At 42.7% G+C, this 26414-nt stretch carries 27 protein-coding genes; 9 read left to right on the forward strand and 18 right to left on the reverse strand.

The features are described 5' to 3' along the window. The 4 genes from FBF75_RS08545 to FBF75_RS08560 are packed head-to-tail and all read right to left on the reverse strand — an operon-like array spanning window position 1 to window position 4262. Window positions 1–876, reverse strand: a complete 876-nt coding sequence (locus FBF75_RS08545) for a GNAT family N-acetyltransferase (protein ID WP_136944626.1) — start codon at window positions 874–876, stop codon at window positions 1–3. Next, window positions 873–2051 (reverse strand): DegT/DnrJ/EryC1/StrS family aminotransferase, encoded by a 1179-nt coding sequence (locus tag FBF75_RS08550; protein ID WP_136944627.1) that lies wholly within the window; start codon window positions 2049–2051, stop codon window positions 873–875. The genes FBF75_RS08545 and FBF75_RS08550 overlap by 4 nt, the downstream gene beginning before the upstream one ends. 21 nt (window positions 2052–2072) lie before the next feature. Then, window positions 2073–3485: a capsular polysaccharide export protein, LipB/KpsS family gene (locus FBF75_RS08555; protein WP_136944628.1), complete on the reverse strand. Its 1413-nt coding sequence runs from the start codon at window positions 3483–3485 to the stop codon at window positions 2073–2075. A 6-nt stretch (window positions 3486–3491) separates the two neighbouring features. Beyond that, window positions 3492–4262: a glycosyltransferase family 2 protein gene (locus FBF75_RS08560; protein WP_050827643.1), complete on the reverse strand. Its 771-nt coding sequence runs from the start codon at window positions 4260–4262 to the stop codon at window positions 3492–3494. Between the two features lie 175 nt (window positions 4263–4437). On the opposite strand from FBF75_RS08560, the gene FBF75_RS08565 reads away from it, so the two are divergent. The 3 genes from FBF75_RS08565 (at window position 4438) to FBF75_RS08575 (ending at window position 6627) form a co-directional block, all read left to right on the forward strand. After that, entirely contained in the window at window positions 4438–5112 is a 675-nt protein-coding gene (locus tag FBF75_RS08565; protein WP_007497779.1) for a YIP1 family protein, read from the forward strand. 223 nt (window positions 5113–5335) lie between these two features. Next, window positions 5336–5878, forward strand: coding sequence for a spore coat protein GerQ (gene gerQ, locus FBF75_RS08570; protein WP_007497781.1), 543 nt, complete (start codon window positions 5336–5338; stop codon window positions 5876–5878). A gap of 131 nt (window positions 5879–6009) precedes the next feature. After that, window positions 6010–6627, forward strand: coding sequence for a cupin domain-containing protein (locus FBF75_RS08575; RefSeq protein ID WP_007497783.1), 618 nt, complete (start codon window positions 6010–6012; stop codon window positions 6625–6627). 39 nt (window positions 6628–6666) lie between these two features. Here the strand turns inward: FBF75_RS08575 and FBF75_RS08580 are convergent, their stop codons facing one another. The 3 genes from FBF75_RS08580 to FBF75_RS08590 form a co-directional block, all read right to left on the reverse strand. Beyond that, complete coding sequence (locus FBF75_RS08580; protein ID WP_003215282.1) at window positions 6667–7038, reverse strand: DUF423 domain-containing protein; 372 nt, start codon at window positions 7036–7038, stop codon at window positions 6667–6669. Window positions 7039–7105: 67 nt separating this feature from the next. Continuing rightward, window positions 7106–8416, reverse strand: a complete 1311-nt coding sequence (locus FBF75_RS08585; protein WP_007497786.1) for a purine/pyrimidine permease — start codon at window positions 8414–8416, stop codon at window positions 7106–7108. A 33-nt stretch (window positions 8417–8449) separates the two neighbouring features. Next, window positions 8450–8782 (reverse strand): YwdI family protein, encoded by a 333-nt coding sequence (locus tag FBF75_RS08590; RefSeq protein ID WP_008343634.1) that lies wholly within the window; start codon window positions 8780–8782, stop codon window positions 8450–8452. Between the two features lie 172 nt (window positions 8783–8954). On the opposite strand from FBF75_RS08590, the gene FBF75_RS08595 reads away from it, so the two are divergent. Then, window positions 8955–10313: an aldehyde dehydrogenase gene (locus FBF75_RS08595; protein ID WP_136944629.1), complete on the forward strand. Its 1359-nt coding sequence runs from the start codon at window positions 8955–8957 to the stop codon at window positions 10311–10313. Between the two features lie 26 nt (window positions 10314–10339). On the opposite strand, the gene FBF75_RS08600 is transcribed toward FBF75_RS08595, so the two are convergent. Both FBF75_RS08600 and FBF75_RS08605 read right to left on the reverse strand, forming a co-directional pair. Beyond that, window positions 10340–11026 carry a uracil-DNA glycosylase gene (locus tag FBF75_RS08600; RefSeq protein WP_136944630.1) on the reverse strand — a complete coding sequence of 229 codons (687 nt, stop codon included), beginning with the start codon at window positions 11024–11026 and terminating at the stop codon, window positions 10340–10342. Continuing rightward, window positions 11023–11850 (reverse strand): glycosyltransferase family 2 protein, encoded by an 828-nt coding sequence (locus FBF75_RS08605; protein WP_035702458.1) that lies wholly within the window; start codon window positions 11848–11850, stop codon window positions 11023–11025. The genes FBF75_RS08600 and FBF75_RS08605 overlap by 4 nt, the downstream gene beginning before the upstream one ends. 127 nt (window positions 11851–11977) lie before the next feature. Here FBF75_RS08605 and FBF75_RS08610 point away from each other — a divergent pair, with 127 nt between their 5' ends. Together FBF75_RS08610 and FBF75_RS08615 are read left to right on the forward strand one after the other, a co-directional pair. Next, window positions 11978–12283 carry a general stress protein gene (locus tag FBF75_RS08610; protein ID WP_136944631.1) on the forward strand — a complete coding sequence of 102 codons (306 nt, stop codon included), beginning with the start codon at window positions 11978–11980 and terminating at the stop codon, window positions 12281–12283. Between the two features lie 126 nt (window positions 12284–12409). Further along, window positions 12410–13219 (forward strand): bifunctional hydroxymethylpyrimidine kinase/phosphomethylpyrimidine kinase, encoded by an 810-nt coding sequence (locus FBF75_RS08615; protein WP_008343648.1) that lies wholly within the window; start codon window positions 12410–12412, stop codon window positions 13217–13219. 46 nt (window positions 13220–13265) lie between these two features. Here the strand turns inward: FBF75_RS08615 and FBF75_RS08620 are convergent, their stop codons facing one another. The 6 genes from FBF75_RS08620 to FBF75_RS08645 form a co-directional block, all read right to left on the reverse strand. Continuing rightward, on the reverse strand, window positions 13266–14342 hold the full coding sequence (locus FBF75_RS08620; protein ID WP_035389870.1) for a chitobiase/beta-hexosaminidase C-terminal domain-containing protein: 1077 nt from the start codon (window positions 14340–14342) through the stop codon (window positions 13266–13268). Window positions 14343–14496: 154 nt separating this feature from the next. Next, the gene (locus FBF75_RS08625) at window positions 14497–14751 is read right to left on the reverse strand and encodes a hypothetical protein (protein ID WP_008359596.1); all 255 of its coding nucleotides are present in this window, start codon (window positions 14749–14751) and stop codon (window positions 14497–14499) included. Between the two features lie 187 nt (window positions 14752–14938). Beyond that, window positions 14939–16396 (reverse strand): glycoside hydrolase family 32 protein, encoded by a 1458-nt coding sequence (locus FBF75_RS08630; RefSeq protein WP_136944706.1) that lies wholly within the window; start codon window positions 16394–16396, stop codon window positions 14939–14941. Window positions 16397–16416: 20 nt separating this feature from the next. After that, a complete protein-coding gene (locus tag FBF75_RS08635; protein WP_008345474.1) occupies window positions 16417–17805 on the reverse strand; it encodes a sucrose-specific PTS transporter subunit IIBC in 1389 nt (462 codons plus the stop codon). A 255-nt stretch (window positions 17806–18060) separates the two neighbouring features. Beyond that, window positions 18061–18894: a PRD domain-containing protein gene (locus tag FBF75_RS08640; protein WP_026050173.1), complete on the reverse strand. Its 834-nt coding sequence runs from the start codon at window positions 18892–18894 to the stop codon at window positions 18061–18063. Between the two features lie 51 nt (window positions 18895–18945). Next, window positions 18946–19224, reverse strand: a complete 279-nt coding sequence (locus FBF75_RS08645) for a hypothetical protein (RefSeq protein ID WP_035389875.1) — start codon at window positions 19222–19224, stop codon at window positions 18946–18948. Between the two features lie 501 nt (window positions 19225–19725). Between FBF75_RS08645 and FBF75_RS08650 the strand changes: the two genes are divergently transcribed. Both FBF75_RS08650 and FBF75_RS08655 read left to right on the forward strand, forming a co-directional pair. Beyond that, window positions 19726–22149, forward strand: coding sequence for a S8 family peptidase (locus tag FBF75_RS08650; RefSeq protein WP_136944632.1), 2424 nt, complete (start codon window positions 19726–19728; stop codon window positions 22147–22149). Between the two features lie 81 nt (window positions 22150–22230). Further along, complete coding sequence (locus FBF75_RS08655; protein WP_017360133.1) at window positions 22231–22458, forward strand: hypothetical protein; 228 nt, start codon at window positions 22231–22233, stop codon at window positions 22456–22458. An 11-nt stretch (window positions 22459–22469) separates the two neighbouring features. Here FBF75_RS08655 and FBF75_RS08660 read toward each other — a convergent pair whose 3' ends face one another. From FBF75_RS08660 to FBF75_RS08670, 3 genes are all read right to left on the reverse strand, one after another. Further along, complete coding sequence (locus FBF75_RS08660; RefSeq protein ID WP_025208183.1) at window positions 22470–23474, reverse strand: LLM class flavin-dependent oxidoreductase; 1005 nt, start codon at window positions 23472–23474, stop codon at window positions 22470–22472. 54 nt (window positions 23475–23528) lie between these two features. Next, a complete protein-coding gene (gene nfsA / locus FBF75_RS08665) occupies window positions 23529–24278 on the reverse strand; it encodes an oxygen-insensitive NADPH nitroreductase (protein ID WP_017360135.1) in 750 nt (249 codons plus the stop codon). A 110-nt stretch (window positions 24279–24388) separates the two neighbouring features. After that, window positions 24389–25600 carry an FtsW/RodA/SpoVE family cell cycle protein gene (locus tag FBF75_RS08670; RefSeq protein ID WP_008345489.1) on the reverse strand — a complete coding sequence of 404 codons (1212 nt, stop codon included), beginning with the start codon at window positions 25598–25600 and terminating at the stop codon, window positions 24389–24391. Window positions 25601–26075: 475 nt separating this feature from the next. Here FBF75_RS08670 and FBF75_RS08675 point away from each other — a divergent pair, with 475 nt between their 5' ends. Then, entirely contained in the window at window positions 26076–26339 is a 264-nt protein-coding gene (locus FBF75_RS08675) for a spore morphogenesis/germination protein YwcE (RefSeq protein ID WP_008345491.1), read from the forward strand. Window positions 26340–26414 lie beyond the last annotated feature (75 nt).

The raw sequence follows: 26414 nt of genomic DNA on the forward strand, positions 1-26414 counted from the left end.
TTACCTCTCTCCTTTTTTCGGCCACACATGGTAATACAAAAAGGCATTTGTTGTTCTAAACCCCATCTTTTCGTACAGCTGGATGGCTGTCGTATTATGAAGCTGTGTCCCCGCAGAAATGAAGTGATGCCCTCTGTGATGAGACACTTTCATCATCTCAATAAACAGCTTTTTTCCGATCCCTTTCCCTTGAACATCCGGTCTGATCGCAAAAAGCTCAAGCCCCATCTCATGCCCCTTTGTCATACCTTGAATCAAGCCAACCACTTCATCATTTACCTTGGCAACGAGGTTGATATCTGCGCGTCCGAGTAGGTTGTTTCTCATCCACTCCTGATAAAAATGCTGAACAACACGCTGGTCTAAATATGGGTCAAGGGCATAACGGCTTTTCACAAAAGCCTGATCACCTAGTAAGACCGCCTCATCGTAATCCTTCTTATCTGGCACACCCATCACCACATCTTGATCTGATAATGGCATCTCCATGAGGGCAGGCGGTGCCTCAAGCCTAGTCAGACCACCGACATAATACACATGTGATAGTTTTTGAACAATGCGGTTTTTTTCAAGATCAGCCGCCTCAAGACGTAAAAAGAAAAAATCACATTTTTCTGTTCTCATCCAATTGATGAATCTCTCCATCAATTCTTTAAAGAGCAGCGCTGATTCAGCTTCCACAAACTTCACATGAAAAATATGCTTGTCAAAAATGCCGCTCTCCCATTTGGACCATTCGTATAGCAGCACTGCTTTGAGCTTAGCACCGCTGACAAGAGCAAACTGCTTGAATCCTGCCATGCGTTCCGCTTCATGATCATATGTTTTCAGCCAAGCTGCCAGCACCTGATCGTCTATTGCATGAACGACTTTCATGAAGAGGCCTTCTTGTCTTTTAAAATTGACACGACTGCGGTGATGACATCCTGCACATCTTCATCTGTCATACTTGGATAGAGCGGGAGCGAAAGCGTTCGTTTGTAATAAGTGAGTGCCTCAGGGAAATCCTCTGGTGAATGGTTGTAGGTCTCTTGATAATATGGATGCAAGTGAACGGGAATAAAATGAACACTCGTGCCGATTTTATATTCCTTTTGCAGCTGATCAATCATGTCATCGCGTGTGATCAGTGCTTCTTTTGGATCAACTTGCAGCACATATAAATGCCACGCATGTCTTCCCTCATCATGTACAGGCGGCAAGATGAGACCAGCTTCATGTTGAAATGCCTGATTGTATGTCTTCGCAATCTGTTCTCTGCGTGTCTGCATCTCCTTCAACCGGCTTAGCTGAACGAGCCCTAACGATGCCTGCACGTCAAACATGTTCATTTTATAGCCCGGTTCCTCGACCTCGTAATACCATGTTCCCTTTTCTCCATAACGATTCCACGCTCCCTTACTCATCCCGTGAAGCGCCAGCATTCTGATTCTAGCCGCAAGGGCATCATCATTTGTCGTCAGCATGCCGCCTTCACCAGTCGCTATGTTTTTCGTTGCATAGAAGCTAAAAGCGGTCGCATCACCAATTGATCCAATCGGTTGATCATGATAGGTCGTATAAAGGGCATGAGCGGCATCCTCCAGCACGAACAAATCATATTTTTTGGCTATCGCTAAAATTTGGTCCATATCACACGATTGACCAGCAAAATGTACAGGGACAACCGCTTTCGTATGTGGTGTAATGGCCGCTTCTAATTTTTTCGCATCTAGATTGAGTGTCGCAGGATCAATATCCGCGAAAATAGGGGCTGCCCCCGTATGGATGATCGTATTGGCTGTTGCGCAAAACGTCAGAGGCGTTGTGATGACCTCATCACCAGCTCCAATACCTCTCGCCTTTAACGCTAAAAATAGAGCAGCTGTACATGAATTAACTGCTATCGCGTGCTTCGCTCCAGTCAGCTGCCTAAACTCTTCTTCAAACTGTCTCACTTTTGGTCCGGTGGACAACCAGCCGGACTTTAATGTTCCAATGACTTCATCAATTTCTTCCTGTTCAATAAAAGGCAGTGCATAAGGAAGAAATTGTGCTCTCTTTTGTCCCATATCGCTTGCACACCCCTATCTTCATCTCTGAAAATCCACGCCTGTTTTTGTTTTGAGCAGAGAAAGCAGAACATCGGTCGATTGTGCATGTGGATAATGTTCTTGAATGAAACGAGCCCCTTGCTGTTTCGCCAGCTTCATTTCTTGTTCATCCGATAAAATACGGATCGCTTTCTCGGCCAGCTCAATAGGGTTTTCCATGTGGCAGCTGCCAAGCGACTCGTAATAAGGGTATCTTCTGCCTTCTGTCATTTTTCCAATCAGTACACTCTTTTTAAAGAGCATTGCTTCCAGACCAACTGTTGATGTGAGCGTAATGACCATATCCATATACGGCAGGAGGTCATACAAGTCGATCTCTTTTTTAATTAATCTCACATGGTTCCCCGCACGTTCAATCGCTGTGTAGTCATTTAATCGATTTCGAGCGATTTCCCACGGGTGCGGCTTCATAATCAGCTGAATATCTTTCCGTTTTGCAATTGTTTTAAGAACATCACCGTAAAAGGCTTCTGAAAACGGCTGTGTTGCCACAAGTACAGTCTTTTTGGCAGGGTTGAAGTTTAATTTACGAAAGACCATTTCCTGTTGAAGCGGTGTTCGCTCCTGCACCAAATCAAATCTCGGGTGACCTGTGATCTCCACCTGCTCAGGCTGACAGCCTTTATCTACATACCAGTCCTTTTCATATTTTCCAAACACCCCGTGGCAGGTGGTGAAAATCGGCAAAAAGGCTTCGTCTCCCATGAGCGCACCGTGCTGAAGACAAATACTTGTGAGATGGCGCTTCACGGTTTGTAAGGCGAGCACACGGCTATAAGCATCCTCCGTCGTACCAACAACAACAGCTGTGATGGGCTGCATCTCAAATAGCGTTTCTATTTGGTCAATCACATCAATAAAGTGCACAAGGTCCTTCCGAAGCTTTTCTCTAAAAAAGACATTGCCAAAGACAGGATGGTGGGCGTAAGGTTTCAATAGAGCATTTGCTTTTTCAATATATTCAACATGGGCTTCTTTATTAACCTCTCCGGTTAATTCAGGCTTACTAATCACTGGTAATCCGAAATAATCAGCCTTCTTCCAGCGCGCGAGCACCACTGTTTGGTTCGGATGGAACCGCGTGTAATTTTGTTCAGTAAAACGCAGGTGTTCAAAGTGAAGCAGCACCTTTCCATGACTCGGACGATAAGGGGTACGCTTGATCTGCTGTTTATGCTGATCAAAAAAGGGCTGAATGTCTTGCGGCTTTGGACAAGTCGTTGTCAGCTCTTCACCAAACGCCTCATCTTCCATACGTTCCCTCACTTCAGGACTGATGTATTGATAAAAATTACTGATTAACCCAAGGGGTATGTGGCGATAGGATAAGTCTTTCATCAGATTCACATACTCAAAGTACACTTGCCAATAATGATGAATATAATGCGACACTTAAGGTCACCTCCCATGTCTTTGTTTTAATATATGGCGGAGCTCCCTGCAGGTAGACTGCGGAGGAAGTGCTTGAATAAAATCGTTTTTCTCTTCCTCTGCCAACTGATAATGAATAGACTGTTCTGTGATGTAGTTTGTATCCAATACCTCATCAAAAGGGTAGAACGGATAAAAGTGATTTAATCTAAAAAAGAACCGGGCATCTCCTATTCGATAAAAATGCGGACTCTCGTCCCAGTAGGATCCAAACTCAGCACGAATCTTTGTTAAAATGGATGCACGATGTACAACCGAGCAGTGATCAATGGCACAAGGTGCATTCCACTGCACCGTTTGCGCAGGTCGAATCGTTTCCTTTACTGGCTCTTTTTCGCTATTTAAATAGATAACTTTTGAACTAGAATAGACAATTTCTTCATTCGGACGAGCATCTAAATATTTCGTGAGCTTCTCTAAACGGTCTGGTGCATAGACATTGTCATCTGTGGCATAGGAAATATACTCGCCCTTTGCCTGTTCTAATGCTTGATTAATGAGGACGGCATAGCGTGTTTTCGCCGTTCTTTCCTCCAGCGTTTTCACCCCGCTTTGGATAAAATGGACGCGTGGATCTTTACGGAAAGGCTCAATAGCAGCAAGGGTTTGTTCGTTTGATCCATCATCCATGATAAAAAGTTCAAGGTCTGACAAGGTCTGCTGCAACACCGCTTCAATTGATCTGCCAACGTAGGCCGCTTTGTTGTAGCTCGTCATAATGACCGTTACTTTCGTCAATGTTTTCACCTCGGTCTCTTTTAAACTATGGTTATCATATGTGTCTCCTCTTAAAGAGACTGTAGAGTGACCTATTTTTTATAAAATTGGATTTTTTTCATGATCTATCTTTGAAAAACGTAAAAATTTTGGTAATATAAGTAATCATTTATGTGTATTAAAGGAGTAAAGAACATTGGAATATATGAAGAGTGATCTCTCCCAAGAAGAGGAAGCAAAAGGTTTTTTTCGATTCTTTAAAATTTTTGTCGCGACAAAAACGATTATTCGCTCATATGAACATACCTCTATTCCCATGTGGCTGATGATACTCCTTGCAAGTATCGCTGGTACAAGCTGGATGTACGAAGGGTATTTTAGTGAGTATATGGGCAATCATATTCCATATCCTTTTATTCTGTTACACGGAGCAGGTTTTGGTATTTTAGTAGGCAATTTTCTTCTATTTTTCGGTTCTTTCATTTTACAGTGGTTAGGACGACTGTTTTTTGGCAGTAAAGCGCCGTATCGAGATGTGCTCAAAGCTTGCACACTGACGGTCATTTTCCCTTCCACCTTATTTGCTCTTACTTGGATTTTTACTGTGGGGTTGCTTGGTCCGTATACATTTGTGAAAATCTCACCCTATTTAGACCAGCACTATGAAGTATGGTATTATCTCAGCGTTTTACCACTGGTTGATGCGTATACCAAGGCATGGATATTTGGGATGGCTGTTTTAGGACTTGTTGCTGTGATGAAGCTGAGAATATGGCAGGCCTTTATCATTGCCATCGCACCGATCGCCTTATTTTTTCTCATTATGACCCTTCTCTATGACGTCCAGCGAGCTATGAATTGGTTGATGTAAAGAGGCATTCCTTAGATTGTTGGAAACCTTTGCAGTCTAGGCAGTACGAATACGGGGTTTGTCTGAATACTGAGGAACTGCACAAAGCAGTTCCTTTTTTTCGTTCAATGTACATATTCTCTCTTCCTGTCTCATAGTGTGAAAGAGAAAAAGAATGCTATGGAAACAACAGGCGCTTTTCTGCCTTCTGTTTAGAACACCATGAGGAAAGAGGAGGAACGTTATGAAATTGAAAAATCAATTTGGGCAAGGTTCGGGTTTCGAAGGTCAAGATTTTCGCCAGCAACAATATGGAGCAAATCCGTATCCTGCGCAGCAGATGGGTTATTCAGTCCCTCCCCAAACGCAGGGTCAAATGCAAGGTCAAATGCAGCAGGGGTATTCGCCAATGCCGTCTACTGGTACTTCACAAGGAGGCCAAGGTGGGCAAAGTGGCGGGCAGCCCTATCAAATTCCTTCTGGACCGATTTATCAGCAGAACGTCACCGGTCAGCTGCCGCTTGAGCAGTCCTATATTGAAAATATTTTACGATTAAACCGCGGCAAAGTAGCCACGATCTATATGACGTTTGAGGCAAGTAAAGAATGGAACTCTAAGATTTTTAGAGGGGTCATTGAGGCCGCAGGACGTGATCACATTATCATCAGTGATAACAAAACAGGGACACGATACTTATTGTTAACGATCTATCTTGATTACATTACGTTTGATGGGGAAATTCAATATGACTATCCATACTCGATGTCTACGTATTCTCCGAGATAACCTCAAGTTCATATCAACAGCAAGGTGCAGACGCCCTTGCTTTTTTCTTTTGTCTAGGTTTTTGACACACCTTCGGGGGAAGGCTCATAAGATGCCTAGTAGTTTTTATTAAACGCCTAGAGGTGACATCAATGACTGTTGAGCTGGATTATACATCGCCGAATGTCAAATATTCATTTGATTTGAATCAAAGCCCCCTTGTGAAATATGACCAACACAACCTGATTAATGTTTTAGGAAAAAAACAATTAAATTCGCTCGATCAAGTATCTCTGCTGGATATATATTTGAGTAAAAGCAAAGTAGTAGAGCCTCATTATCATCAAAATGCTGCCGAGCTTGTTTATTGTATCGCCGGCTCTGCTGCTGTATCCATGTTGAACCCTTTTACAAAAAAGCTGTCCACCTACACCATTACCCCCGGGCAGGTAGCCAATGTGCCACAAGGCTGGTGGCATTACGAAGTCGCCTTACAGGACAAAACCCATTTGTTAGCCATTTTTAACGCATCGACGCCAGAAGTCATCTTAGGTTCAGACCTTCTAACCCTCACGCCTTCTCACATCATGGCACATACTTATTGCATGAACGAAACGCAGTGGAAGCAGGCGACGCAGCCCGTGAAGCCTGGTGTGTTTATCGGACCTTTCTGCCACCGGGAGGAAGAGGCACAAACGCACCCTGTCCCCCCTTCTCACTATGTACCTTATTATCAAGCACCTCCGAACTATTCTCCTTATTGGAGTTAAGAAAAAACCGATGCCCTATGAGAGCATCGGTTTTCTATCTTATAAATTTTTTGCTGCTGCAATCACTAGCATGATCCAAGAAGCGATAAATGCCACTCCGCCAATTGGTGTAATGGCACCTAGAATCTTCACCTGAGTCAAGGCAAGCACATAAAGGCTTCCTGAGAAGAAAAGAATGCCTGCCAGCATCACCCATCCAGCGGTCGGCACTAGAGAAACACCTGACAGCTTATCTGCCAGAAAGGCGACAATAAATAGGCCAATGGCATGGAACATCTGATATTGAACCCCTTTATTCCATATCTCAATATACTTTTCAGGAATTTTCCCTTCCAGTCCATGTGCACCGAAGGCTCCAAGACCAACCGCAAGCATGGCGTTAATGGCACCTAATATGAAAAATAGTTTCATTCGTCATTCTCCTTATCTCATCAATTATGTTTATCATAGCGCGGGTCTCATCCAACATTCAACTTTCCTATGATGCTGACACGAGATTGTCGGATTTCTTTTTCTTTCGCAGTAGCACTTGATCGACCACAATTGCAATCAGCGTACCAAGCACAAGACCATTGCTCAATAAAGAAATCAGCACAGGATGCATGCCTTTCAATGCCCCCTGCGGCACAAACATTGCGCCCACGCCTGCTAAAACAGCGATGCCAAGCACAAATCGAATGCGCGGGATGTCTTCTTTTTCATACTGATCGAATTCAGACATGGCAATCCCAATCATAGAAGAGAACACCACAAAGTTCACAGCCAGCCCCACAGGTGAAGGCAATGCAGAGAAAAAGCTCATCAATAATGGAAATAAACTAATGAGGACAATGAGCAGACTGCCAAGGAAAAATGGCTTTCTCGATGGAATTTTGGTTGTTTGTATAAAACCCGCTGCCCCTGAAATAGGGACAGGCGCAATCGCACCAATCAGTCCGCTTAGCAAATGACCAAATGCGGCGACAAAACCAGCCGGTCTGGCTCGTTTCCGCTCACGCAGTTCACCAAATGCCTTGACGGAACTTTCCACAATTCGAATACTTGCCAGCATATTCACAATGAGTAAGATCGTAATAAAAAAGGACGTAACAAGCAGTCCACTGTCAAAGACTGGCATGCCAAATGGAAATAGCTTTGGAAACTCAATGATCTGCTCAGGAATGCGAACAGGCTTCGCTAGTCCGAGTAAAGCAAATAACAGCCAGCCGCCTGCAAGTGCGAATAACACAGAAAACTGTCTTAAATAATGCCATTTTGAGCGGCTGATCATGAAGGTGATGACAATAATCAAGATCGATAGACAAAACACAAGCCCATCTACCTGATTTCCCCGATAGCCGATCCCCATCAGCCCTTTCATGATTGGCTGACTTAACTGCACAACAAGTAGCAGCAAATAAATACCTGTGACAACCGGCGTAAATAAAGACGCAAGCCAATTAATGATTTTAAAAAGACTAAAAATAAAAAAGAACGCAGCACTAAAAATTAACGCCCCTTGTAACGCTTGCAAGGTTTCAGGATATGTAGCAAAAATCGTCCCTGTCATGCCTGCATAAAGGGTATATACCCCCCACCACAGCCCTGCTGGACTTTCATTGATCGGCAGCATATGACCGCATAAACACTGCACCATCGCCACAAGTCCAAGTGAAAAGAATGTACTCTGAATCAGTTCCGCCGACTGCACTTGATTTAATTCAAATGCTTGTGCAATCGCAATCGGCACAGCAATAGAAGCTGCGATAAAAAATGCCATCCACTGAATGGCGCCCAAAAATAATTTCAACCCGATCACCTTCCCTTTGTCGTGACAAGACCATTAAAAATCAAAAATAGAGTCACCGTTGCCATCTTTCTCTTGTTGACCCTCTTCTTTATGCTGAAATTTCTTTGCACCGCTAGTGCCCATCAATTTCTCTAGCATGGCTTGATCCGTAGACACAGCCGGTGCAGATGGTGTCTGTATAGATGGAGGTGGTGAAATAACCGAAGACTGCGGCATTTGCACCTGTGATGATGTGTCGAGAATGACATCACATAGTGAAGAAATGACCGCCGCTTGACGTTTCACCTCTTCATCATTTCCACTTTGTTTTGCTTTTTGAATGGCTTCCTCCATTTTTTGAAGCAGACTTGATATATGAATATTCAAGGGTAGACCCTCCAATCTAAAAAATTCGTTTTCCAACATTATTTTACCAAATGAACAAACCGAATGGGCTCATTTTTTCAAAGCTGTGTGCTTCTGTTCATCTGATTTGACCCTTACCCAAGATTCACACATAATAAAAAAGAAACAATATCGTCTTTGAAAGGACTGAAAGATGAGCAAACTCACTGAACTCATTCACAAACAAAAAAACGTGCAAACACCAGCGGTTCAAGATCGAATCCGTCTTCTTAACGATTTAAAAAAAGCCATTAAACATCATGAAAAGGACATATTACAAGCCTTAGCCCATGATTTACATAAATCCGAACAGGAAGCCTATACAACAGAAATTGGCATGGTATATGAAGAGATCAATCATACCGTCAAATATCTTCACAAATGGGCCAAACCATCTCGCGCGAAAACACCTCTGACCCATATCGGATCAAAAAGTATGATCATTAAGGAACCGTACGGAAGCGTTCTAATTATTGCCCCTTGGAACTATCCTTTCCAATTGGCCCTTTCGCCATTAGTTGGAGCCATTTCTGCGGGAAATGCCGTTACTTTAAAACCGTCAGAATTAACGCCGCACGTCTCAAACGTGATTGGCACGATTGTGGAAAGCGTGTTTCAAGAAGATCTTGCAGCGGTCGTTGAAGGCGGTGTGGATGTCAGCACAGAGCTTCTGAAACTGCCTTTTGATTATATTTTCTTTACTGGGAGTGTAGCCGTCGGCAAAGTCGTCATGGAAGCGGCCGCAAAACATCTCACACCTGTCACACTTGAGCTCGGCGGAAAAAGTCCATGCATTGTCATGCCTGATGCAGACATCAAACTCGCTGCGAAACGAATCACCTTTGGTAAATTCACAAATGCTGGTCAAACATGTATTGCACCAGACTATTTACTTGTTCATGAATCGATCAAAGAGGACCTATTGCGTGAAATGACGACCTGTATCCGTGACTTTTACGGGGACCAACCTGAAACAAATCCGCATTTCGGAAAAAATGTCAGCCAGCGTCATTTTGATCGACTTTCACAATTTCTCTCAAATGGCACGATTGTGACAGGCGGACAGCGCAATGAACAAGAGCACAAAATCGAACCGACCATTCTAGATCATATTACATGGGAAGATCCTGTGATGCAGGAGGAAATTTTCGGACCTATTTTGCCTGTCATCACATTTGACTCTCTTCAAGAGGCAGCTGACATGATTAAGGCAAGACCGAAGCCCCTCGCTCTTTACTTATTTACAACAAATAATGAAACAGAAGCTTATATTCTAGACAACCTCTCATTTGGCGGAGGCTGCATTAATGATACGCTGATGCATGTCGCCACTCCATACTTACCATTTGGTGGCGTTGGCGAAAGCGGTATCGGACGATATCATGGAAAAGAAAGCTTTTTTACCTTTACCCATGAAAAAAGCGTCCTACGCCAGACCAATCGCTTTGATTTTTCTTTCCGCTATCCAAATGCGAAAAACGGACTCGACATTGTCCGTAAATTTTTAAAATAAACAGGACGAAGGGATTTCCCCTCGTCCTATTTTGATTCGATGTCCTTGATACACCAGTTGATTTCATCGATCCCCATTTGCTTTAAATAGGCGTTTACTTTTGAGAACGGACGGCTGCCAAAAAAGCCGTTTCTTGCAGAAAAAGGACTTGGATGGGGTGATTCAATGATGTAATGCTTGCTTTGATCAATACGTTCTTTTTTATTTTGCGCATGTCTGCCCCAAAGCACAAAAACGACTGGCGGATCTCGGTCATTCAGGACGTCGATGACGCGGTCTGTCACACGTTCCCAGCCTTTGCCTTTATGCGAGTTCGCTTCTCCTTTTCTTACAGTGAGCACAGTGTTTAACAGCAAGACACCCTGCTCTGCCCAGCTGACAAGCGAGCCATGGTTAGGGACCGGACAGCCGAGGTCATCCTTTAGCTCCTGAAAAATATTTCTCAAAGATGGCGGATGCTTGACACCAGGCTGAACAGAAAAGCTTAATCCGTGTGCCTGTCCTGGGCCATGATAAGGGTCTTGTCCCAAAATCACGACCTTCACATCTTCATACGACGTCAAATGGAGGGCACGATAAATGTCATCTGGCTTTGGAAACACGATCTGCGTACGATATTCTTCCTTTACCCACTCACGTAATTCCTGATAATATGGCTGTTCAAATTCACTTTTCATCACAGCCCACCAGCTATCATTTAAAAATGGCTTCATTGCGGTTGTCCTCCTTCTGTCTGCTGTGCCAATCTTGAGATCATCGGTTTTCCATCCCATACAATCTCACTCTCTGATTCTCGATTTTTCATCGCTGGTTCTTCTAATAGGACAGCAAAATTCGCTGTTGGCAAATCACCGAGCCCATGCTTTTCACTCAGGTCATCTAAATAGTTCTTCCTTGTTTCACCAAGATCACTCGACTGATTGCCCCCACCATCAAAGAACGCATAGATCACACTGGCAGCTGGCACTCGTTTGGCTCGTGCATGCTGCGTAACACGCAGGAAAAAGTCCCAGTCCCAGTAGTGATGCATCGCTGGATCAAAATAGCCGATCTCATCATGTATGCGTCGTTTGTACATACTGCCAGAAGGAACATATGTAGAAAAAACACGCATGTCCTCAATGTCCGCTGTATAAGCAAACAAACGTCTTGATACTGGAAAACGAGTCGCACCTCGTTCTTCAAACGAAACAATTTCCGCATCCGAAAAGACAAAATCAGCGTCTTCCAGCGCCTTGCTCATACGTTCAATATGACAAGGTGTAAAATAATCATCGTCATCACTCAGCATAATGACGTCACCTGTCAGCTCACGCACGCCAACATTTCTTGCGTTCACATGCTGGACATTCTCATCTAAATGAATCAAGCGAATTGGCAGCTCTGGATAGAGTTCCTGAATCACGTCCACTCGCTCTCCTGCATCATTTACGACCACAATTTCAAAAGGCTGTACGCTTTGTCTCGAGATGGATTCAAGCAGTTCACACAATGCGCTCAGCCGGTTATGTGTCACAATTAGTAAAGAAATCTTCATATCGGCCTAACTCCTTTAATAGATTCGTCTTTTTCATTAAAACATAAATCGGCTTTCTTCTCATGATATAAAAGGCGGTTTGATTGATCGAGAAAATGGGAATTTTTGATGAAAAGGAGTGATGATGATGGAATTTTTCACAGTTGAGAATAGTAAAGAAGCCAAACAGACGATCGAACAGATACAATCCACAAAGGACGATGTGTTTGTGTTTGCGTATGACCCCGAACGCTCTGATACCGTTACTGAGTACACGGAAGCAAAGAGCATGACAGCTTTCGATCAAGGGATTTTAGATCAGATCGCCAATGTCATTCGCACCAGGGATGATGAACTGATGGCCAAAATCATGTCGACCGGCGCCGATCAAGAATTAGCCTTAACGCTTTTAGAGGAGCTGAAAAAAGGGAAATTGGTGATTTGTAAAAGATAAAGAATGAGGCGTTCCATGAAGAGTGGAACGCTTTTTTATGCCGTTTCATTGTGATAAATGGAAAAGCTGATTATAATAAGGGATAGAACAGTAACTGTTACACATCACATTGGAGGTTCAGCAACTATGTCTATGAATAAAGCACTCACCATCGCAGGTTCGGATTCAAGCGGCGGTGCAGGTATCCAAGCAGATTTAAAAACGTTTCAAGAAAAAAACGTCTACGGGATGACAGCTTTAACCGTTGTCGTTGCAATGGATCCTCATAACAACTGGGATCATCAAGTGTTTCCAATCGATACATCAACCATCCGCGCGCAGCTCTCGACGATCGTTGAAGGCATCGGTGTAGATGCGTTAAAAACAGGTATGCTGCCAACAGTTGACGTCATTGAACTCGCAGCTGAAACGATCAAAACATATGAGCTGAAAAATGTTGTCATTGATCCTGTTATGGTATGTAAAGGTGCGAACGAAGTCCTTTACCCAGAGCACGCTGAAGCATTGCGCGAAAAGCTCACACCACTGGCAACAGTTATCACACCTAACCTTTTCGAAGCAGGTCAATTAAGCGGCATTGGCGAGATCAAAACGATGGAACAAATGGAAGAAGCCGCAAAACGCATCCATGAACTTGGTGCAAAATATGTGGTCATCACTGGCGGCGGTAAGCTAAGCCCAGATAAAGCAATTGACTTGCTTTATGATGGACAAACCTTCGAACGCCTTGAAACAGACAAGATCGACACAGAGTACACACACGGCGCAGGCTGCACATTCTCAGCCGCAGTCACAGCTGAACTAGCCAACGGCTCAGACGTGAAAGAAGCCATTTATGCAGCAAAAGAATTCATCACAGCTGCCATTAAAGGCTCTTTCCAACTAAACGAATACATCGGACCAACGAAACATTCCGCACATCGTTTGGACAAATAAAACAATAAAAACCGATCCGCCGCTTGGATGAATCGGTTTTTTTTGTTTATCGTAAGCTGAGTCTCTGTGCAAATAACCAATCTGTTAAGCCTGGCGTCTCATAAGCAGGTGTCCATGATGCATGATCATACCCATACTTGCTTGCATACTCGGTATAAATCGGTCTTCCACCAGCTTTTTGAATCGCTTGAATTGTATTTCTCGCATAACTGATAGGAATAATGGAATCATCCTCTGCATGAAATGCCCATATTGGCTTGTTCGCTAAAATTCCTGCCTTACTTGGATCTGCACCCCCCGCAATAGGAATCATCGCTGCAAACAAACGAGGATATGTGATGTTCAACTGATACGAGCCAAATCCGCCTTGAGATAAACCAGTCGCATAAATCCTTTTCTGATCAATCTTATAAGAAGTTAAAACATGCTGAAGCACTTCATGCGCTTTGTGTAAATCTGGTGAAAATTGAAACACATTTGTCAGGTCGATCTCATTTTGCGCGTTTCTTGTTAATGCAAAACCCCCATCCACAGCATTTCGAGCCTGAGGTGCTAGTACGTATGCAGGATGTTTCTTTTGAACTTCAGGAGAAGCCCATAAAACTGCACCATCATTTGCAAGTAACTGCTTTTGATTATCAGTCCCCCGCTCCCCTCCTCCATGTAAGAACAAGACGAGAGGATAAGCTTTACCCCTCTTATGATTTTTCGGAATGTATAATCGATAAGGCATTCCTTGATATTCAAAAGATAAAAAAGATGAGGCAATGTCTTCTCGTGTGACAAAACGATAATTGTACGTAGACGTAGCAAGGCGATGCCTATTTTTGTAAACGCTTACTTTTAAAGTCGTATCGGTATCAATTTGAATAGGCTTTGTATATCGCTGACTTTGAGTTGTCGGCTGGCTGCCATCTGTTGTGTAATAAAGAGAAGCTTTTGGCACCTGAGATTGGAGTGCCACCTCTTGTGAGCGATAATATTGACCAGATGGTACGGAGGCAGTAGGTGTAAAAAATGATGTGTGTTGCGTTCGGGCAGATGAAACGGAAGGATGAAGAAAACTCATAGAAAATAGCACAATGATAAAGGTGATCAGACATTTCTTGGTTGCATGGTTCATATCGTTCCTCCTGTATATGCTCAGATGAATTTTTATTTATTTTGTATCATGACAAAAGGAATGTCAACGCTTTCATTTAAATTTCTGAATAATCTGACTAAAATAAAAAAAGCATACCCGCACCCAGGTACACTCTTTCACCATACTTTTTTACCTACTTTTGCTGATCAGATTCTTTCGCCATTTTTCGAATAAAGGCTTCAATGGATTCAACAAATAAGGCATATTCTTTCATTTGTTTATACGTATCTGACAGCTTCTCTTTTAATTCTTCCTGCTCTAGAGAAGGTTCACCGAGAATAGATTGGACTTGAATTAGCAATTCTTTATATTCTTCACGTTTATCTTCAACATGATCTGCCATTGTCTCCAAGCGTTTTCTAGTCGTCGGCTGCTGTTTTGAATTCAAGTAAACAACCCCTTTTTGTCCTACCGCATTTGGATAAACGTCAGCCTCAGCTGTATATATTTTAAAATGATACCATAATTGAACCTGTTATCATATATGTAAAACGTCATCAAACCGCTTTAGGCTAACCTTGTATATACATGATATAGGCTTTAAGATACAGGCTGATCTCACTAGAAAAAGCAGATCAATGATCTGCTTCTTTTTGCAAATGCCACGTCTTCAATTTAAGCTTCGTTTCATTTCTACCACTGATGGAGATTGATTTATTTCCCGGGGAAGGAAAGTAACGTGCAGTAAATACTTCCCGGCCTCCGTTGACAAAAATCTCAATCGATGATGCATCAATAAAGATATGCAGATCCTGTAATTCATCAATTTCTACTTCACGAACTTCCTTTGTTCGATCTTCAAATCGATCTCGCTCTAATGTTAGTTTGCCTTCATCTTTATCATAAATGATACGAGCAGCAGCACGGATACAGCATTCAAATCCTTTTTGTGTTTCAATTTGATCAATGAATACCTCTGCGCTCGTCAAATCTTCAACAGGAATGGAGTGAACAGATCGTTTAACGTGAAAAACATGCTCCTGCTCATTTGTCCGCATAGATCGAAGTTCACTTACCGGCTTTTGAATAAGACGTCCTTCATCATCTAAACGAAGCTCTCTCGGAATCGTCAAACAATGGATCCATTGATAAGAGACAGTTGGATGATGCTCTTCCCCTTGATCTGGTACACCCATCCATCCCATTAAAATGCGTCTGCCCGATTCATCTTGGAAAGTCTGCTGTGCATAAAAGTCAAAGCCACGATCCAGCTCCTCAAACGCTCCATGCGTATATTGGTAGGTACGATCATCGAATGTACCAACAAAATAACCAGATTGATGTGTATTGTTGTATTTAAATCCATCAGGCTTCAGCCCCTGTGGTGACACGATCAATACATCCTGACCGTCTAATTCAAACAGATCTGGACATTCCCACATGTATCCGAAATGGTCTAATCCATTCTTTCCACTGCCTGCAATAATGCCTTGAAACGTCCAATTGTCTAATGTATCAGATGTGAATAAAACAAGATGTCCTTTGAGATCTTCACTTTGTGCTCCAAGGACCATGTACCACTTTCCATTCCGCTTCCACACCTTCGGGTCACGAAAATGTGCAGTGAATCCCGCTGGCAAAGTCGCCACGACACCTTTTTTCTCAAAATGAACCCCATCCTCTGACACAGCTAAACATTGATATGTCTCACGATTCCCTTGCTCGTCACGGACATTTCCGGTATACATCACGTACATACGACCATCGTCAATGACTGCACTGCCAGAATAACAGCCATTTTGATCAAACCAATCACTTGGCGTGAGGGCAGCCTCTTCATGCTTCCAATTCACTAGATCGGTTGATGTGTAGTGACCCCAGAATTTTGCACCATGTCCTGTTTTAAATGGCTGCCACTGATAAAACACATGATAGACTCCCTTCCACTGAATCAATCCATTCGGGTCATTTAAAAGACCAACTGGGGGCATTAAATGGAAGTTCTGACGGTACACATCTTTTTTCACCAAATGCTCATAGTTTCGAATACGATCTGTTACCTTTTGACGAAGTGCTGCGTCCGTTATTGTCATCACTGGTGACCACTCCTTGATTATTTTTCGACTTCTTTGACTTTAAAGATGATGGTAAGAATAAATGAAACAGCAACAGCTATTAACATACCAATAACATAATTTACCACATTTTGTAAACCGAATGGGGCTGCAATGGCAATCATCGGAATCCCTGTTAAACCATAAGCGTTGGCGGCTACCTTCGTGAAGACGACAAACGCCCCGCCTAATGCACCTCCGATCATTGCAGCAATAAATGGCTTACGATAACGAAGATTCACACCGAATATGACCGGCTCTGTAATACCTAAGAAAGCAGAAAATGCTGCTGGTAAAGCAATTTCTTTCGTTTTTGCACGCTTTGCTAAGAAAAAGACCGCTAGCCCAGCTCCGCCTTGAGCGACGTTGGACATGGCCCAGATCGGCAGCAAATAATTCCGTCCAATATCATTCAGAAGTCCTGCCTCAATCGCATGAAAGCTATGATGAACACCTGTCAGTACAATTAAAGAATAAGCACCTCCGAAAATCAGTCCAGCTAAGAATCCTGCATGGTCATAAACATAAGTGAGTGCATTCGAGATCCCTGTACCGAGCATTCTCCCTAGCGGTCCTACAGCAATAAACGTCACAAATCCAGTCACAATCACCGTCACAAACGGCGTCACAAGTAAATCAATACTGTTCGGCACAACTTTTCTTAAGTTCTTTTCAATCACGCACATGATATACACAGTTAATAACACGGGAATGACCGTTCCTTGGTAACCAAGAAGCGCAATATCAAAGTTGAATAGATGCATATATTCTGGTTTTGCGTCTGTCAGTCCCCATGGATTCAGCAAGCTCGGGTGAATCATAATGCCCCCAATGACAGCTCCTAAATATGGATTTCCACCAAACTCTTTGGCTGCACTAACCCCAATTAAAATCGGTAAAATGATAAAGGCAGCACTTGAGAACATATCTAGCATTTGGAAGATGGCAGAGCTTGGATCAGCCCATTTGAAGGCTTTCATCATACCTAATAGGCCCATTAATAAACCGCTTGCTACAATCGCTGGAATGATTGGTACAAAAATATTCGATAGCGTCTTGGCAAAACGTGCAAGTGGATTCATTTTTTGCTTCACGGCTTCATCATGGCTGGCTGGTTTTTGATTCTCGTCGTCTGCCTCAAGACCCGCCTCACGCGCAAAAGGCTCATATACTTTGTTGACAGAACCTGTTCCAAATATGATCTGGAATTGACCCGAGCTTGAGAAGGCACCCTTCACACCCTCAAGTTCTTCAATGGCATCTTTGTCAATCAACGCCTCATCTTTCATCACCAATCGGAGTCGTGTGGCACAATGTGTTGCGCTAATGACATTTTCTTTGCCGCCTAATAATGTTGTTAATTCTTTGGCTGTTTTTTGATAATCCATGTTGTCTCCCCCTTTTTTTAAAACAAAAAAGACCTAAAATTCACTAACGATGAAAGGACATACACGTCCCCTCGTTACGCAAATTTTAGGTCTTGCCTGCCTGACAGTCACAATCCCACGATATTGGTTTTTGATTACGCTTTCATCATAGTATAAGAGCGTGACCTGCGTCAACCTATTTTTTCGAATCAAATGACCCATATACACTAATTAGAGTAGTGTGCATAAAAAAAAGCCTGCGGACAGGCACAACCTTTACACCAATTCGGCATCCTGCAGACGCTGGACATGCAGCGTGATGTAGCCGATCTCCGATTCAGGGAGATGAAGTCCATATTCTTTTTTCAGCAAATCAGCCAGTCCAAGTGCACACCGGTAAGCCGAATCATACTTTGTTTGGATAAAAGTCAGCATGTCATCGTCCATGATTTGAAATGCTTCATTCGATTCCAACCTGCCTAATGCATACCTCAAATGTGTCACAAGCCGCTGATATGAAATACTATCCTCATCAATCGAGCGCTCAAAAACGCTTTCGATATGCTCGATCATTTCTTTGATCATCGTTGTGTATTTGACCGTCTTCTTCATGGACTCCGTATTCATTTTGGCCGTATGAATATGAAGTGCCACATACCCTGCCTCATCGTCCGGCAGGTCAACCCCAAGCCGCTCCTTTACATAACGAATGGCATACTTTCCAATATCATATTCCTGCTTATATAAGACTTTGATCTCACCAAGCAATTTATTATATAGCACAATGCCTTTTTGAACGCGTTCAATGGCAAAGGATAAATGATCTGTCAGTGAAATGTGGATATGATCACTGAGCGGCATCATGAGTTCACCCTCTGCATAACTAATAATATGCTCTGCCACCTCAATATGCGCTTCTGGCAATGTCGCAAGAATTTGTTTGAATTTCTCATTTTCTTCACGCACAACAAAAATCTTCTCTATTTTTTGAACGGGAACGACGTCATTTTTCCCCTTCTGAAAAGCAATTCCGGGCCCCATCACAATTTTCTCCTGATCACCCTCCTTTACAACCACTGCATTGTTATTCAATATTTTATATATCTTCAAGGGGCATCCTCTCCCACAGATAACGTGTCTTATGTGGGATTTTACCCTGTTTCAACTTTTCTGTAAAGATAAGAGCGGACCGGCACGCGCCTCTCTCGTTGTCTTTTCATCAAGCATCATCAGACTTTCTTGAAACGGCTTTTCTGTCCTGCGCTTCTTCTTCTTTTCATCTGCCAGTTTCTCTAGCTTTCTCTCATTCACCGCAAGAAAGAATCCTCCATCCACTGCTGCCACTTTCACCCCTTGCTTCTTCAGCAGCTCACCAGGATTCACAAGCACATTCATTACAAAACCAAACCATACACTCAACCAGTTCTTCCATTTCTTCACTGAACATCCCTCCGATTTCCTTAGAATCTAGCAGTTCTAGCAAATTAACTGTTCCTATCATATCCCGAGAAAAAAGAGAGGTTTGTCACAATCTGGGTGAAAAAACGAACTAGTTTTCAGAAGTTTTGTTGAAAAGTGCAGAAGATGAGCATGTTTCACAATGTTTCTATGAAAATTTTATACACACACTATCCCAAAGATAAGCACATCTTATCAACAGGGTTTATCCACATATCAACACCCTCTTACTAGATTTTGTGTATGAGATTTTTTTATTTTCCATATATATATCTGAATAATCGAGTTATCAACAGATTATTGTGCATAAGTGTGACTTTATAAACAAAATAGTTCTTTGTGACTATGTAAAATAAGACCATTTTAGTAAAGGAATTGGTTTCATCGTATGGAATACTTAATAACGGGCAGTGAATCTTTCCTATTTATCCACAAAAAGAAAGGCTATCTCCCTAAATACACAGCTAGAAAGGGGAAAATTAATTGAAAAAAGTAATCTCTCGTTCTTCTGTTCTATTGTTCTCCACTATTTTTACCTTATCCACATTCTTTTCAGGTCAGGCTGCTGCCGCTCCATCGAACAAACAGGTGGAACTGGAAAAAGCAGAAATCTTCGGCGAAATCAATGTTAAGTCTAGAAAACACACCACTGTCATTGTTGAATTAAAGGAAAAATCCTTAGTTGAAGCCAAGCAAGAAGGCGAAGCACAAACAAAAGCCTCCCTCAAAAAATCTCGAACGAAAGTAAAGAATGCAGCACTCAAAAAGTTAGATAAAGCGAGTGTTCGTCAAGAATATGAAAAAGTCTTCTCTGGTTTCTCTATGAAACTTCCTGCAAACGAAATCCCGAAACTGCTCGCAGTTGACGGAGTAAAAGCCGTTTATCCGGATGTTACATATCAAACAGATGAAGTGAAAAAGAAAAGCGTCCAGCTTCCTAATGAGGATGTCTCTCCACTCATGGATAAAAGTGCTCCATTTATCGGTGCCCCAAAAGCATGGGATGCCGGCTACTCTGGAAAAGGGGTAAAAGTCGCTGTCATTGATACTGGAGTAGACTATACCCACCCTGATTTAAAAGGAAACTTCGGATTATACAAAGGCTATGACTTTGTTGATAATGACTATTCTCCACAAGAAACACCAAAAGGAGATCCTAGAGGCGAATCGACAGATCATGGTACACACGTCGCAGGAACAATTGCGGCAAATGGACAAATTAAAGGTGTCGCTAAAGACGCTACCCTTCTCGCCTACCGTGTCCTTGGACCAGGCGGATCAGGAACAACTGAAAATGTCCTTGCAGGCATCGACCGGGCTGTCACTGACGGAGCCGATGTCATGAACCTTTCTCTTGGGAACAGTGTGAATAACCCTGATTATGCAACAAGCATCGCACTGGATTGGGCCATGTCTGAAGGGGTTGTTGCTGTGACATCAAACGGAAACAGTGGGCCAAACAGCTGGACCGTTGGATCTCCTGGGACATCAAGAGATGCTATTTCTGTCGGAGCCACTCAGCTTCCGTACAGTTTATACAACGTGAAATTCCCGAACTATTCAACAGCAAAAGTGATGGGCTACTATCAAGAAAATGATTTAAAAGCACTTGACCAAAAACAAGTCACACTCGTCCAAGCAGGCATCGGTGACGAAAAAGATTTTGAAAACATCGATGTCAAAGGAAAGGTGGCAGTGATTGAACGTGGAGCCATTGCCTTTGTTGATAAAGTGGACAATGCGAAAGCTGCTGGTGCGATCGGCGTTGTCATGTACAACAATACCGATGGAGAAATCCCTGTGGATGTACCAGGTCTAGCACTTCCGACGATTAAGCTGTCAAAAGCGGAAGGAACAGCACTTGTTAAAGCCATTGAGGCTGGTAACAATACAACAACTTTCTCGATTCAATTTGTGAAAGAGTTAAGTGAACAAGTCGCTGACTTCTCATCTCGCGGACCTGTTGTCGATACGTGGATGATCAAACCAGATCTTTCAGCACCTGGCGTGAGTATTGTCAGCACCATTCCGACACACGATCCTTCTCAGCCATACGGCTATGGATCGAAGCAAGGAACAAGCATGGCATCTCCTCATGTAGCCGGAGTAGCAGCGATTATTAAACAAGCAAAACCATCGTATTCTACAGAGCAAATTAAAGCGCTGATGATGAATACAGCAGAAACATTGTATGATCCAAATGGCAGCCCGTTCCCTCACAATACGCAGGGCACAGGCAGCGTTCGAATCATCGAATCACTTCAAGCATCTTCTATTGTGTCTGATGCAAGCTATTCGTACGGCACTTTCTTAAAAGAAAAGGGCGTTCAAATCAAAACGAAGAAGTTCAAGGTAGAAAACCTGTCAAAAGCACCGAAAACCTATACCATTGATTACAAGTTCGATGGCAACGGCATTAGCACAAACGGCACGAAAAAAATCACAGTAAAAGGGAATTCCACAGGGTCCTTTACTTCCGCAGTACAAGTGAATTATGGGAAAACGAAAAAAGGAACGTACCAAGGCAGTATCACCATTCGCGAAAATGGCAGAAAGGTCACTGAAATCCCTACTTTATTGATTGTAAAAGAGCCTGATTACCCGCGCGTCACTTCGGTTTCCGTAGAGCCGGATAACCGTGCTGGAAGCTATGTTATTAGCAGCTATCTCCCAGGCGGTGCTGAAAACCTTGCATTCCTCGTCTACTCGACAGATGGAGAGTACTTAGGTGAAGCAGGAGTTTATCAACATGTTGATAAAGGAGAGCATCGTGTGAAATGGAATGGCACGATCAATAAAGGACAGAAGTTAGAAGCAGGTGAGTATACAATGCTTGCGTATGCAAGCCTGAAAGGCAAATCAGATACGGTTCAAACAAAAGAACCATTCGATATTTATCCTGAATAAACAAGAATCACATAAAAAGCCTTGTATGAGCCCATCAGCTCAACAAGGCTTTTCTATCATATATGGAGGAAAGAGAAATTCATGTTGATATGGCTATGGATCGTTTCTTTTATGACGGCTTTTTTTCTCACGATCACCTTGGTTTATTTTTTTACCTTTTTACATGCAAAACAGCCTCGTCCTTTTCATCAAGCATGTGAACTGACTGTCTATACCACCTGCATTTATCCGCTTAGCTTGGCGGTGACAGCTGCCTTTATTCTCACCATGATGCTCCTCTATCCCTTTTATTGGCTGCGCAGACGGTAAATTCACATAAGTTATGCGTCAAAAGCTTCTTTTAATAAACGATACGATGTGAGACGGTCTTGCATGTGATGTGTGATGGTCACAGCGATCACTTCATCTGTACGATACGCCTTTGCGAGTTCTGTCAGCTGCTGCTTCACAGAGGCTGGCGTGCCAACAACCATTCTCTGTCGATTGGCTGCTACTCGTTTTTGTTCATATGGACTGTAGGAATAGTCCTTTGCCTGTTCAAATGAAGGAAAGCCGCCAAGGTTCTGTCCTTGTTCGTTAGCTAATAATGATAAATCTAAGCTAACAGCCAATTTTTCTGCCTGTTCCTCTGTTTCTGCACATAAAACGAAGACCGCAAGACTGACACGCGGCTCACCACCAAATTCTGAAGGTTCAAATCGGTTGATATACTGCGACACAGAGTCTTCTCCGCCTTCTCCATTAATGAAAAGAGCAAACGTATAGCCTGCACCTGCTTTTGCGGCAAGCCGTGCACTTCCTCCAGAGGAACCTAACATCCATACCTCTGGGGCAGTATCTACTTTCGGAGAAGCGGTCAGGTGAGGCAGCGGATAAAATTCATCGGCTAAATCATGTAAATACACCCTTAATTCTTCTACCTGCTCAGGGTATTGATCACCAAGTCGCTTCCGTTCTCCATGATGAAGGGCAATGGAGGAGATCGGCATACCTCCAGGAGCACGTCCAATGCCAAGATCAATTCTGCCCGGAGCCAAGGCTTCGAGCACTCTGAAGTTCTCTGCTACTTTATAGGCACTGTAGTGGGGCAGCATGACGCCACCTGAACCAATACGGATATGTGACGTCACAGCTGATAAATGACCGAGAAGCACCTCTGGACTCGATCCTGCGAGCCGGTTTGAAAAGTGATGCTCTGATACCCAAAATCGATGATAACCCCATTTCTCTGCCTGCTTCGCCAGCTCGACTGTTTGCTTCAGCGCCTCAGCAGGCGTCGCATCTCCAATCAATGGAGATTGATCCAGTATACTTAATTTCATGATGTCGCACCTCTTACAGAAATCCCCCTCTCTCACTTGAAAGGGGGATTTCCTGATTTATTTTCGATTAAAGCCCTTCTCTTTCACAAAATCTCCGAGGAAAGCACGTTTTGGCTGGCTAAAGCCTCGAAGCATTTGCTCAGACCATGTATCTTTTCTCTCACCGTTTGTTCGTTCTTCATAATATGATGAAATACGATCATCGTATTCTTTTAAATAACGATCCACATGAGCTTCGTCTTGCTGATATGTGTTTTCATGATAGATCAGCTCAACGGGCAACCGTTCCTTTTGAGATGATGAATTGGCAGGATGTCCTATGGCCAGGCCGAATAGCGGCAGCACATAGGAAGGCGTTTCAAGTAATTCTGATACTTCCTTCAGCTGATTACGCAGTCCGCCGATATAGCAGATGCCAAGTCCCATAGATTCTGCGGCGACACTGACATTTTGCGCAGCGAGCGCCGCATCAATCACACTGATCAGAAAGGCTTCAGTATTCTCAAGCGCTTCTTGATGGTTTTTCCCTGCTTTTTTTGCGATATAGTCGTGGCGTTTCAAGTCTGCACAGAAAACAAAAAAATGCCCATTCTTCTCAACGTATGGCTGATTTCCAGCCAGTTCAGCAAGCTTCGCCTTCTTCTCCTGATCTGTTACACCAATGATACTATACGCCTGTACATAGCTTGATGTCGAAGCAGCCTGTGCACTTTTGATAAGTGTCAGCACTTCTTCGTCTGTCAGACGCTCATCTGTAAACGAACGGATGGACCGATGATTTAAGATGGTTTCTATCGTTTTATTCAATTCGAAGACCTCCTTCACTCCTACTATCATAAGACAAATGAATATTGCTTTTCAAAAGTTAGAACTCACACCAAAAAGGCAGCCTACGCTTAGACTGCCCTTTACCCGTTTTATTTAAATAAATAACTTTGATATTTCGTTAATTGAACACTTGCATTATAGGCGATACCAAATCCAATCAGAACTGATAAAACAGAGCTTCCCCCGAAGCTGATGAATAAGAGTGGTATCCCCGTTACAGGCATGACGCCTATGTTCATGCCAATGTTCTGGAATGTATGGATGACAATCAATGCTGTATATCCTACACAGAAAAATGACGCAAACCGGCTATAAGGATGGATACGGTCAATCAACACAACAAGCCTGTAAATCAGGAAGAAGAACATGATCACCACAAATGCGCAGCCGACAAAACCAAAGGCTTCCCCTATGATAGAGAAAATCATATCTGTCTGTGCTTCTGGAACATAAACTTTTAAGTTTTTAACACCGTTCCCGAAAATTTGTCCTGCCCCAATTGCCATAATGGCTTGCTCGACTTGATATTTATCCGATCCAGACGCATCCTGTGTCTGGGCTTGGTTGGCTGTCGAAGAACTATCAGGCAGCCAAGCGGTAATCCGGTTGATCTGATACTGCTGAATCCCGATCTTTTGTGCGAAATCAGGGAATAGAATAATCACGGCTAACACAGCGGCAACTAAGAGCACAACCACTGAACCGATGAGAGAGATCAATTTCCAGTTGACCCCTGATAAAAAGACCATGACAACGACAATAAACATACATACCGCAGCCGTACCTGCATCTTGCAAAAAGATGAGTCCGACTGGTACAGCAGCCACGCCGGCAATTTTTAATAGTAGGAAAATATCATCTTCTAATGTTCGTTTTCCTCTTGGGGTTGCCTTCCCAATAACAGAGGCGAGCATCATAATCAAACCAATTTTCATGAACTCTGAAGGCTGAAATGTTCCAATTCCCGGTAACACAAACCAACTTTTTGCACCATTTTTAATTGGAGCAAAATCATGACCTGCAATTTGTGCAGGAGCAATTTTTAAAAGAATTAAGAGCATAATGCCGCCTATAAAAATATATAAGCTCAACTTTTCTAATTGTTCCAGATCGAAGTAATTAATAGCCACAATACAGATGACCCCGACCATGTAGTAAATGATCTGTCTGGTCCATGCATTAGATCCATATTGCCCAAACTGTCCCGCAGCATAAATAGCGATGACACTGATGGCAAAGAAGGCTAAAAATATAAAAATCAAATCTCCTTGATAGTAAGGAGATGTATTCTGCTTGTTCATGAACTAACCACCCTTATTACAAAACATAAAAGCCCTTATTTATATTAGATTGAAATTTTCACAAAAGCAACTCACCTTAAATATGACGGAAGTGACACCTGAAAGGTTCCATTCTAATTTCAAAAAATGAAATACTTTTCATCCTAACAATAGGAAAAAATTCCTTTCTACTCTATCATGACAACCGATCATAAGTCCTTTAAAAAGATTATTTTACAGATTTTAAGGGGAAAATTCAATGACTTATGTGGCGATATGAAAGGTGAACATCTTGCCAGCATAAGCTTAACTGAGGTATAAGAAAAAAACAATTTCTGCGGAATAAGGCCCATTTTCCAATTATTGAGTTTACTTCAAAGTCAATTGTGGTATAATATTTGTAACAAAATGTTCACAATATCTCCTAAAAACAGACACAATTGCATCCTGACCTCTCATTTGAATTGAACATCAACTTACAAAGGAGTTGGATACGATGGATATGTTCTTTGCGTACCTATGTATTGCAACAGCTACACCCCTGTTTTTATGGTTGGAAAACAGAAAGATTGCATTAGCATCTATTCCACCCATCATGATTATGTGGATTTTCTTCGGTCTTTACATGACAAGCAGTTTATCTCCAGCAGGACATACCTTCATGATCGCATTCTTTGCCATTAACGTGATTCTGGCTCACATTGCAGCTTTCCTCATCTATGGACTTCCATTCATTCGCAAAAGATTCAGCAGCAGATAGATTTCGCATCATCAATTGGAAGCGTTATCACAATCAGCATAAAAACCACTCATCTATGAAAGATGAGTGGTTTTT

It is taken from the genome of Bacillus sp. S2(2019), assembly GCF_005144805.1.
Classification (GTDB): domain Bacteria; phylum Bacillota; class Bacilli; order Bacillales; family Bacillaceae; genus Bacillus; species Bacillus altitudinis.